Below are 10574 nucleotides of genomic sequence, written 5' to 3'. Positions count from 1 at the left end.
TCAGTTTTTATGTCAACATAATACTTCGAATCCAATGCGAATTTGCTCATACAAGGCGTTTACCACTAAAATATCGTAAATAGAATGACTTATGGTGAGCTAAAATACTTTGTTGCGGAATTGCTGACATGCAAGCTAAAAGGGATATTACCAAAACAATTTCCGATTTAAAAAGGAAAGGATTGATCAATGTACACCGATAAAAAACTGGTTATCAATAAAGAAATTGTTCTCCGAAAAGAAGATGAAGACGCGTTCCTCTATGATCCTGATACCGGTGGTGTCAGCGTTATTAATGCGACCGGCATCATTGTCTGGGAAGGCATGACACAAGGAAAAGAACTGCATGAGATACTCAATGATTTAAAAAAAGAATTCCCCGATATTAGCGAAACAGATCTCAAAAATGACTGTGACGCATTTATTAAAAATCTACAGGATTTGCACTATATAGAAAAATAATCACGACATGAAAATATTATCAGCTCCAAAAAAAGTCTCTTTAGAAATAACCAATCTCTGCAACCTCAATTGCAAGCATTGCAATGTCGCAGACACAAAAAATGCGCCCGGAGACCTCACTACCGAAGAGTGGAAGAATTTCATAGATGAATGCGCCCGCCTGAAAGTGTTTCGGTTTATCATGAGCGGCGGGGAACCGTTTATGAGACCTGACATAAGAGAGCTAATCGACCACATATTCTCATATCATTTCAGGCTGCACATAAACACCAACGGCACACTCATCGATAAATATATGGCAAATTATCTTTCCCGGTATAAACGTATTGAAACAGTGCAAGTCAGCATTGACGGCTCGTGCCCGGAAACACACGAAAAGATCAGGCCGGCGGGATCTTTTGATAAAGCAACACGCGGCATCAAAAACTTATTAGAGCATAACGTACCGACGATCACCTTCTCTTGTATAACAACGCACAATATTGACGACATGGAAAACATAATCAAACTCGGAAAAAAACTCGGTGTTCACTCCTGCAATTTTACAAGTTTTCTGCCGGTAGGATATTGTCGCAATCACATAAACACTTTGATAATCTCACCAAAACAGGAACAAGAGCTTCTTGAAACAGTAAAAAGTCTAAAAGAGAAGTACGGAAATTATATCAGCGGACCTCTCATAAATGAAGAATCGTTTATGCGCACATTCAAAGAATACAGTGTAAAAAACTATGACCCTGAAAAATGTTATATGACCAGCTGTAACGGCGGGATCGAAGATTGTTCTGTTCGGCCGGATGGATGGGTCATCCCCTGCAGCCGCCTATGGGAATACAAAACAGGAAATATTAAAGAGCAGTCACTCTACGACATATGGCATAATAGCAAAGAAATGAACGAACTGCGCTCACGGCGCGAAAAAAAGATCAATAATATGCCTGAGTGTCACAAATGCGAGTACATGCCGCTTTGCCGTGGCGGTTGCCCTGCCATTCCCTTTGATTACGAAAAAGGAATTACCGGCTGGGATCCGACATCGTGCTATAAGGTGCATACCGGAGAGAAAGAAAGCTATATAACGAAAAGCAAGACCAGAGACAACAGACTGATAAGAAATTCACCGCGTAGGTGAAACTACACCGTTCACCGCGTAGGTGGAACTTGTTACTCCTACGCGGTGTAATTTTGGGAAATTTAAATTTGTTAAGGATTTTCTATGAAAAAAATTAAAAAAACTGACAGGTATCCTCTAAGAAGTATTTATTTTTACCCGACTGAAAGCTGCAACTTAAAATGCAAGCACTGTTGGGTAGTCCCTAATTTTGCACCGGACGCTTCAAGTAATGCATATTCCGATCAAAATAAGGACAATCTCACATTTGATGAATTAAAAGCCGTTATAGAGGACTGTCTTCCACTAGGACTTAGTTCCGTAAAACTCACCGGAGGTGAACCATTCCTACACCCTGACATCATGGACTATATTGCATACTTTAATAGCAAGGATTTATCCGTCCCCATAGAAACAAACGGATTGTTACTCACAAAAGATATTGTAAAGGATCTAAAAAAATATAACTGTCCGGTAAGTGTGAGCATAGACGGCGCTGTTCCAGAAACACACGACGCTATTCGCGGTGTCCATGGGTCTTTTCATAAGGCTTTAGAGAGCGTCAGACTGCTCAATGAACTAAAATTCAATTATGAGGTGATATTCTCTTTAATGAACGATAATTTTTCTGAGCTCGAATCGTTCATGGCGTTTCTCGATAAAGAATTTACGGATTGCCATCTCAAGATAAACATTATGAGCCCGGTTGGCAGAGCCAAAACTATAAACGAAAAAGAAAAATATATTGATATTGAAGAGATTTTAGCCCTGAACAAAAGAGTCCAAAATGAATACAAAAAAAGATATCCGTCCCTGAGCATTTTTTTACATATTCCCGTAGCATTTAAGTCCACACAACAGATACTTCATAACTCGTGCGGTTTCTGCAGTATTTTCACTATCGTGGGGCTTCTCTCAGACGGCAAGGTATCATACTGCGGGATAGGAAGAACTGAAGAAAATCTTCTATTTGGCAATGTGCGTAAAGAAAAAATGAGTTCAATTTGGAAAAATAGTCCTCAGCTTCAGGAATTTCGCTCAAAAATGCCTAAAGCGCTTCACGGCATTTGCAAAATCTGCATACATAAAAACCAGTGTTTGGGAAGCTGTGTCGCACAGACCTACGCACTCACCAAAGATCTTTTTGGACCCTATAAATTCTGCGAAGAGGCTCATAGAAAAGAAATTTTCCCTCAATCGAGATTGATAACAAACTACAAAAGTGACACTCGCTCATCATGAAACAGACACATTCGATCACCATAAAAATAGCTGAAATACCCATTAGACTCACACTGCCTGAAAAAACTGATATTCGGAAGTTTATTCATCCTCACCTCAAACCATTTGTCTCAAATAATGGCATTCCCTCCGGTGCTTCTATAACACTCTATCGTATAGAAAAAGACAAGAATGCACGTCTTACAAAACAAGAGAAACTGCTTTTTAGAAACTGTCTCGAAACGCTTTTCGGTAAGGAGCCTCCAATACGAAAAAAAAATGAACTGATCGAAAGCACACTACTTCATATAGAACACTATTGCAGAAACCCTTCTTGCAAGAAAATTATATACCAAATCTCTCGAAACCCGCAAAATTGGATGTTTCTGTCAATATACGGAGATATGTTCTTTTATAATCACCGAACGTTAAAGGGCTCTTTTTTTACATTTATAAACCATCACGAGAAATCTGTCTCAACAAACCTTTTAAACGCGGTATCGTGCGTCGCTTCATTTTTGTGCGCAAAAAATAACGCACTTTTCCTGCATGGTGTAGGGCTTTCAATAGACGGGAAAGGACATCTTTTTTTGGGGCATTCAAACGCAGGAAAATCAACTATAGCATCGCTGGCAGGAAAAGATCACGCGATTTCAGATGACGGGATCATTGCGAAACAGATAAACAAAAAATGGTATCTTTTCTCTACGCCGCTTTTACAAAAAACGACTATCGAAAAAAACCATGCCGTGAAAAAAGTGCCGTTTTCCGACATCTATTTTCTCTCAAAATCAAAGAAAACAAAACTTGTTCGGTTGGACAAAAAAACGGTCTTAGCGCACATGCTAAAATACCATTTACATTTTTTCAGGTATTTTCCGGATGCACTATCGGAAAGGACATTTAAAAATGCGCGTAATCTTGTGGAGCACGCATCCTGCGCGAAACTGCACTTTGCAAAAAGCAAGGCATTCTTAAAGCTCCTAAAACACTCCTGAATCATTTACAGTTATCTGCATCTTTACAGATAGCGCATTTTTTAGGCGGCAACGAATGCGGGCATAAACTGTTTATTTCATCCTGCTTTTTATACCTCATCCTGCGCTCATACTGCGACAATTGAGATTTAGGCGTACTTCGTCCGGTTGCCCTAAAAAGCTCGGTAATAAGGAGTCCGACCGGAAGAGCAATAATAAAAATGACAACAAAACCCAGAATTTTGTTCCCGCCCTTGAGCCGCATACGAATTGTATACTTATACTTAAAACTGGTATACAGCAAGATGATCTTCTGCTTAGTGCCAACAATCAATGTCCCCTGACCCCAGTGATGCCGGACAAATCTTGGGATCCTCTCGGAATATTCACGCACTTTATTTTTTATATTGTCATACACACTCATATGTCTGACCTATTCTTCCTAAGCTTTTTATATCTTCTTATCGTCTTGTCCGCAATATTCGTTCAAACGACCTTCGCTAAACCTATATAGCTTTTCGCAGCACTCCAAAGCGCTCAAACGATTTGTTAATACTACTGTTTTTTTGTTTTTGCGAATTTCTTTTATCGCGGAAAGTATCTTTTTTTCTGATTCGATCGCAACAAACGACGTTGCCTCATCAAGTATCAATAGATCAGGATCAGTGAGTAACGCACGGGCTATGGTTACGCGCTGTTTCTGGCCACCGGACAAGCGCACACCCTGGTCACCAACCAGAGATTGATACCCCTCCGGTAAAGACTCAATAAAGCCGTGAATATCCGCTGTCAGGCATACACTTTTAACTTCATCCATAGATGCGTTCGGTTTCCCGAAACAGATATTATCAAGTATTGTTCCGTCATACAACACCGGTTCCTGAAACACAACACTGATATGAGAACGATACTGGCGCACATCATACCGATTGATATCATTTTTCTGCACAATGATACTGCCTGAATCAGGAGCATAAAACCGCATGAGGATCTTGGCCAATGTTGTCTTTCCACAGCCGCTTTCGCCCAATATGCCGCACAATTCATTCTCTGTGATCTGCACCTTAACATCTTTTAGAATCGGTTCACCTTTATTATATGAAAATGAAATGTTGCTAACAGCTATGTCACCTTTTAAGCCATTTTCTAGCATTAGATGGTCTTTCACAACATCTTCACGTTCTTCTTCAAGCAGTGTGAATACTCGCTTTACACCAATAAAACTGCTTATAATGCCGGTATAGAGCGAAGTAAGTGCCTGCAGAGTCCCAAAGATACTCATGGTAGCGCCAATAAACAGGATAAACGTACCTGTTGAAATGGCCCCATTTTTTACCTGATAGCCTCCGGTTAAAACGATGACTGCTAAAACTATCACTTTCGTGATCTCACCGACCGGAGAGGCAATAAGAGATATTCTCGCAAGCTTAAGATCATTTTCTATGAGAGAATCTGACAGGTCCCCAAAATGCTCGATCTCTTTTTTTTCCCGCACAAAAGCTTTCACAATACCGATAGAGCACAACACTTCCTGTACGCGTGACAGGATAAGGATCTTTCGTTCATAAAATATATCGTAATACTCGTTTAATTTATGTGCGATGAATTTATTCACTGCGACAACCGGAATAGCAAACAGTATAACGATCCACGCCAGTCGACTGTCATAATAGAACAAGACACCAAAAAGAATAATAAGCTTCACGGGCTGAGTAAGCGCTTGCACGGTTAATCGTGTTAGGATGTTTGCAACACTCGTGCTTTCACTGAGCACTTTAGCAATGAGTCTTCCCGCTGAAAAGGAGGAGAGTTTTGATACAGGCATACCGAGTATGTGTGTATAGACATCTACCTGAACATCGCGATTTATCTTTTCCGAGGTATATGTGCTTACCCATTGAACGATATAGGTCAATATCTCCCGCAGTGCAACAAGGAGAATAAGGATGAAGAGGTCCCGCTTAATTACCGCCATATCTTTTGACAGTATTCCGCCATCAATGATGTTTTTAATAATAAGAAAATAACCGACAAACACAACGGAGGTGATTTGAGATAAAACGTTTATAGTGATAATATTCTTCAAATAGCTTTTTGAATACCCGTAAAACTTGCTCGCATAATCTTTTACATTCATTATCTCACGTCCTTTATCTTCCTGACACACAACAAAAACCGTATAAGTATACTTATCGAATGATGTTTATACAAGATGTATCAATCAAAACAATGCAAGAAAACAGTATCACAATGTATCAATTTTCTGGTATAGTTACTAGAATAAAAAAACGTAAAGGATATTTTATGAAGACTACCACTATCAGTTACACGGGAACAAGCATGTATCCCCTTTTAAAAGACGGTGACACGCTAACGGCGCAAAACATTCCATTTAAGGAACTGAACCGTAAAGACATAATTTATTTTAAGATCCCTCGTTCAGAAGGTAAAGCAGTCCACAGGATAATCGATATCGATTACAATAAAAAACATGTCAAAACAAAAGGTGACGGTTCACTAAAGCCCGACCCGCACCATCTGCATCCTGAAAACATATTAGGAAAGATCGTTTCTTTCAAACGTAACGGATCGGAAACACACTTAACTCATAAAATGTTAAAAAAATCGTATCTTTTTTCAAAGTTCATACATCCTTTAAGAAAGATACGATCAATAATTAAAACTCAGACAATTTTTCGAAGCTAGCCGAACATCACAATGTTTTACTTGTGAGTTTGGACCCTGATCCTTAAAGGTTGACAGATCTTAAATAGTGTGTTATAAATAAGATAAGGAAATAGGAGGCGTTACATGGAAAAGATTTACGAGTCCCCACAGATTAAGGTTCTCGGCGGCACAAACGAGCAGGCCTCAGGGTTTACGGGGGTTAATAATTGTGAAAACGGCAATAACGCAACTGTCCTTTGCTCAAATGGCAATTCAAATGTTGGGGTTTCTGGTTGCGCTTCAGGAGCAAATAATGTTGCGGGCGTATGCAGTAAGGGAAGGGACAATAGCGGTGGAGCATGTGCTAGGGGGAAAAATGTGACATAACACTATTTTTCTTTTTTTACGTTAAATCCCCACATGGAAAACATAAGATTAAAAGGTCTACGATGACAAAACAATATTCCCCACCACACATAAAAGCTATTGCTAGTGCAAACGAGCAGGCCTCAGGTTTTACAGGGGTTAACAATTGGCAATAACGCAACTGTCCTTTGTTCAAATGGCAATTCAAACGTTGGAGTCTATGGCTGCGCATCCGGGTTAAATAACGTTGCTGGACTTTGTGTTTCCGGCAGAAATAATACCGGTTCTGGTTGTTCTAAGGGACAAAAATTCTAATAACACACTGTGTATTACAGGTCCCACCCTTCTTTATCGATCTCTTCAATCAATTTTTCTTTTTCGTCTTTATCACGGATATCTATCTCAAGCCCCCTAAAATCACCCCATGAATCTTTGTAGTATTCACTGTCCATTGCTTTTTTGCTGCGTAGCATATCTTTTTTTATTTCTTTTTCATACCCTGCACCATACATTTCTTTATAGTGCTGTATGACCATGTCCCGATACTTTTCTTTCAGCTGAGCTCTACCACCTTTACCCTGTAACACCCCTTTAACACTTGATATGTCTGATATTGTGGAGGTTGTGCCCAGCGAACTTTTCAGTATTGGGATATTACTACCCGCCGTGTTTACAAGACTGCCTTTTTTGTATATATTTTCATCGATACCGTACTGGTACGGTTACTACCCAGACCCTGAGACAAAAACAACCTGTTCAGAAGAAAACCAAAAAAAAAGCCACCACTATTGTTGTTGTATACTTTAAATAGATCTTACCGTAGATGAAATCTTTTAATACTCCCATCCTTCTTCATTGATCTCTTCTATTAATTTCTCTCTTTCGTCTTTATCACGGATATCGACCTCAAGATCCCTGAATCCACCCCATGATTCCCTGTAGTCTTTGGTATTCATTGATCGTTTGGAACGTATCATATCCATTTTTATTACTTTGAGATAATCATCTCCGTAAACTTTTTTATAATGGTCAGCAAGCATATCACGGTCCCTTACCGTTTGCTGCGGTTGTCGACCTGATGTCCTCAGGCTACTTTTGGTACTACCGATACTTTTACGCTCGGGCGTCGCACCAATTGTCCCGGGAGCCCTTGTGAGCGCCCCCTTCTGCACATGTAAGGCTTGTCCCGTAGAGTCTGAGGTAAAGGCATTCTTCTTTTTCGTTTCTATCAACTGTGACTGATATTGACTTTTGGGAGATCTCATAGGAGCTGAATAGCGGTTCAGCAAAATTCCAAAGGCAACTGCAAGAACAAGAATAAACCCGAGACGAATATATCTTTTACCGTTACCAAAATGATAAGAATAGCGCACGCGATCACAAAACGCGTTAAATTCTTCCCGTGTGCGATATACAAATTTTCTAAAGTCTTGACTCATCATTCCACCATACAATATATTTATTAAAGAATGTAGCACTGGTGTGAGGAACGTGGCATTAGTGACATGTTGTTATGAGTTTTTCTGGATCTTCTTCTCTATGGTTTTTACGAGCTTTATTATCTCTTCAACTTTAAATGGTTTGCTGACAAACTCGTATGCACCTTCTTTGAGCGCTTCTGCGTAAGCGCCCCATTCTCCAAACGCGGTAATAATGATAACCTGTACTTCAGGTTTCTTTTCTTTCACCTGCCGTAAAAGTTTCAAACCATTCATCCCTGGCATACTCATATCAGTAATAACAATATCGATATCCTCCCTCATCACAATCTGCAAGGCATCAAACCCGTTTGACGATATATCTACCTGATACCCATCTTTCGTGAATATCTTTTCAAGTATGGTTACCTGCTCAACATTATCGTCGACAACAAGTATTCTCGTTTTATTTGTGTCTGTCATTACACACTCCTCAAGAGTTGTTCGCTATGTTATCAATGAGTTCTTCTAATTTTTCCATAGAAAAAGGCTTATTAAGGTAATTTACTATACCCAGCTTTTTTGTTTCATAATAGGTGTCCCGCGAAGCATATGCAGACAAGAGTATCACCGGCGTTTTTATTCCCTCATTACGAAGTTTTTCCAACAGATCGACACCTGTTATGGGGGACATGCGATGATCTAAAAGCATCAATTCATATTCGTTTTCTTTCGCTAAAGGAATTACTTCCATAGGGTCATGCACAGATGTTACTTCATAGCCTTTTTTAAGTAATATTTTCTCTAACGTCCCGCAAAACGCTTTATCATCATCAATTATTAATATTTTCATACAGACACTCCTTTGCAAAGCACTACATATTTCTTACCGGTAATGTTACTACTACTGTAGTACCTATGTCAACACTACTGTCAATATCAATAGAACCACCCTGATCGGCGATGATTTTATAAGCGATGGTTAAACCCAGTCCTGTCCCTTTCCCAATATCTTTTGTGCTGAAAAAAGGATCGAATACTCTTTTTATATTATCGTCCCGAATACCATAGCCCGTGTCAGTGAACTGTATTTTTATGTATTCTTTTTTATCTTCAGCATCGATCCAGAATGAAGTGCGTATAGTAAGTGCCCCCCCCTTTTTCATTGCCTCCCATGCGTTCTTTTCAATACTCAGAAAGGCCTGCTCAATTTGCGCTTCATCAGCCATAATTTCAGGAAGATCCTTATCAAATTCCATTTCAACCTCAATGTGAGATTTGATAAGCTGTGGTTGAGTAAAATTAAGAATTTCCTGTAAAACAGTATTAATATCAACCTTTTTCATTTCAGATTTTTTTGGTTGAGCAAACTCCATCATACGCTTGATTAATTTATTTATTTTTTCTGTTTCATCGATTATTATCTGTAATTCGCGTACCCTATCGTCATGTTTATCCATACCCATTAAGAGATACTCCGCGTTACCACTTATCACATTTAACGGGGTTAGAACTTCGTGCGCGATACCGGCGGCAAGCTGTCCTACCGCAACCAACTTTTCAGATTGCTGTATTTTTTCAACAAATAGCTTTGTCTCGGTAATATCATGAATAATAAGCGATAACCCTATCTTCTTCCCATTAAGATCTTTTAATATAGAACACGAGAGATTAACCCATAACAGTTTTCCCCCAGAACATTTCATCTGAACTTCATAGTCTTTTACCATTCCCTGTTTTTCAAGCTTCTTGTTAATATCTGAAGTAAATAATTCATCTTTGTTTCCGGCAAGAACAAGAACCCCAAAATCTTCGCCGATTATATCACGAGCAGTATACCCGAATATTTTTTCAGCGCTTTTGTTCCAGGACAATATTATGCCGTCATTATTAAGGCTTATAACACCATCGACTATCGTATCAACAATATTTGAAAGCAATCGGCTTTTCATCTGCACATCGTGTTCGGATTTGGATTTTACCTTAAAGAGCAATTCAACTATGATTATTACGGCAAGTAAAACGATGAGAATATCTTTTATAAGATCATATGAACGACAAAAAAGAAAACTGTCATGGGGTAAAAGCTGACACTCAACTACCCACATCGCACCCAGCAAGAGAGCAACACTGGCAAACGCTAAAGTAAAAACAAACCATTTTGGTAGCTTTTTCATACCCAGATTATATATCAATAATTGACTATTGTAAATGCTTATTAGTATCTCGCAACGATTCCGCAACAATACGCATAAGGTATGATTTTAAGCTTAATTAGAGGTTTTTAAACAAAGGGTCATATTCGCGAAAGGATTTCGCTTAAAAAATTGGATTACAAAAGACGATTATATC

13 protein-coding genes are annotated in these 10574 nt (G+C 39.1%); 6 read left to right on the top strand and 7 right to left on the bottom strand.

The features are described 5' to 3' along the window. Nucleotides 1–189: 189 nt before the first annotated feature. From P9M13_00065 to P9M13_00050, 4 genes are all read left to right on the top strand, one after another. Nucleotides 190–462 carry a PqqD family protein gene (locus P9M13_00065; protein MDP8261679.1) on the top strand — a complete coding sequence of 91 codons (273 nt, stop codon included), beginning with the start codon at nt 190–192 and terminating at the stop codon, nt 460–462. 7 nt (nt 463–469) lie between these two features. Next, nucleotides 470–1594 carry a radical SAM protein gene (locus P9M13_00060; protein MDP8261678.1) on the top strand — a complete coding sequence of 375 codons (1125 nt, stop codon included), beginning with the start codon at nt 470–472 and terminating at the stop codon, nt 1592–1594. A gap of 84 nt (nt 1595–1678) precedes the next feature. Beyond that, nucleotides 1679–2815 (top strand): radical SAM protein, encoded by a 1137-nt coding sequence (locus tag P9M13_00055; GenBank protein ID MDP8261677.1) that lies wholly within the window; start codon nt 1679–1681, stop codon nt 2813–2815. Further along, nucleotides 2812–3792, top strand: a complete 981-nt coding sequence (locus P9M13_00050) for a hypothetical protein (GenBank protein MDP8261676.1) — start codon at nt 2812–2814, stop codon at nt 3790–3792. Before P9M13_00055 ends, P9M13_00050 begins: the two co-directional genes overlap by 4 nt. Nucleotide 3793: 1 nt before the next feature. Here the strand turns inward: P9M13_00050 and P9M13_00045 are convergent, their stop codons facing one another. Next, on the bottom strand, nt 3794–4195 hold the full coding sequence (locus P9M13_00045; protein MDP8261675.1) for a hypothetical protein: 402 nt from the start codon (nt 4193–4195) through the stop codon (nt 3794–3796). Nucleotides 4196–4222: 27 nt separating this feature from the next. Next, on the bottom strand, nt 4223–5908 hold the full coding sequence (locus P9M13_00040; protein MDP8261674.1) for an ABC transporter ATP-binding protein: 1686 nt from the start codon (nt 5906–5908) through the stop codon (nt 4223–4225). Nucleotides 5909–5967: 59 nt separating this feature from the next. Between P9M13_00040 and P9M13_00035 the strand changes: the two genes are divergently transcribed. Together P9M13_00035 and P9M13_00030 are read left to right on the top strand one after the other, a co-directional pair. Next, entirely contained in the window at nt 5968–6477 is a 510-nt protein-coding gene (locus P9M13_00035; protein ID MDP8261673.1) for a signal peptidase I, read from the top strand. Between the two features lie 105 nt (nt 6478–6582). Then, a complete protein-coding gene (locus P9M13_00030) occupies nt 6583–6825 on the top strand; it encodes a hypothetical protein (GenBank protein ID MDP8261672.1) in 243 nt (80 codons plus the stop codon). A gap of 308 nt (nt 6826–7133) precedes the next feature. On the opposite strand, the gene P9M13_00025 is transcribed toward P9M13_00030, so the two are convergent. The 5 genes from P9M13_00025 to P9M13_00005 form a co-directional block, all read right to left on the bottom strand. Further along, nucleotides 7134–7391, bottom strand: coding sequence for a hypothetical protein (locus P9M13_00025; GenBank protein ID MDP8261671.1), 258 nt, complete (start codon nt 7389–7391; stop codon nt 7134–7136). Between the two features lie 246 nt (nt 7392–7637). Next, entirely contained in the window at nt 7638–8246 is a 609-nt protein-coding gene (locus tag P9M13_00020) for a hypothetical protein (protein ID MDP8261670.1), read from the bottom strand. Nucleotides 8247–8315: 69 nt separating this feature from the next. After that, nucleotides 8316–8705 (bottom strand): response regulator, encoded by a 390-nt coding sequence (locus P9M13_00015; protein MDP8261669.1) that lies wholly within the window; start codon nt 8703–8705, stop codon nt 8316–8318. A gap of 10 nt (nt 8706–8715) precedes the next feature. After that, nucleotides 8716–9075 (bottom strand): response regulator, encoded by a 360-nt coding sequence (locus tag P9M13_00010; GenBank protein ID MDP8261668.1) that lies wholly within the window; start codon nt 9073–9075, stop codon nt 8716–8718. A gap of 22 nt (nt 9076–9097) precedes the next feature. Further along, nucleotides 9098–10399 carry a PAS domain S-box protein gene (locus tag P9M13_00005; protein MDP8261667.1) on the bottom strand — a complete coding sequence of 434 codons (1302 nt, stop codon included), beginning with the start codon at nt 10397–10399 and terminating at the stop codon, nt 9098–9100. Nucleotides 10400–10574 lie beyond the last annotated feature (175 nt).

The sequence above is a fragment of the Candidatus Ancaeobacter aquaticus genome, assembly GCA_030765405.1.
In the GTDB taxonomy this organism is placed as follows: Bacteria; Auribacterota; Ancaeobacteria; order Ancaeobacterales; family Ancaeobacteraceae; genus Ancaeobacter; species Ancaeobacter aquaticus.
This window is presented reverse-complemented; position numbering and strand designations above follow the sequence as displayed.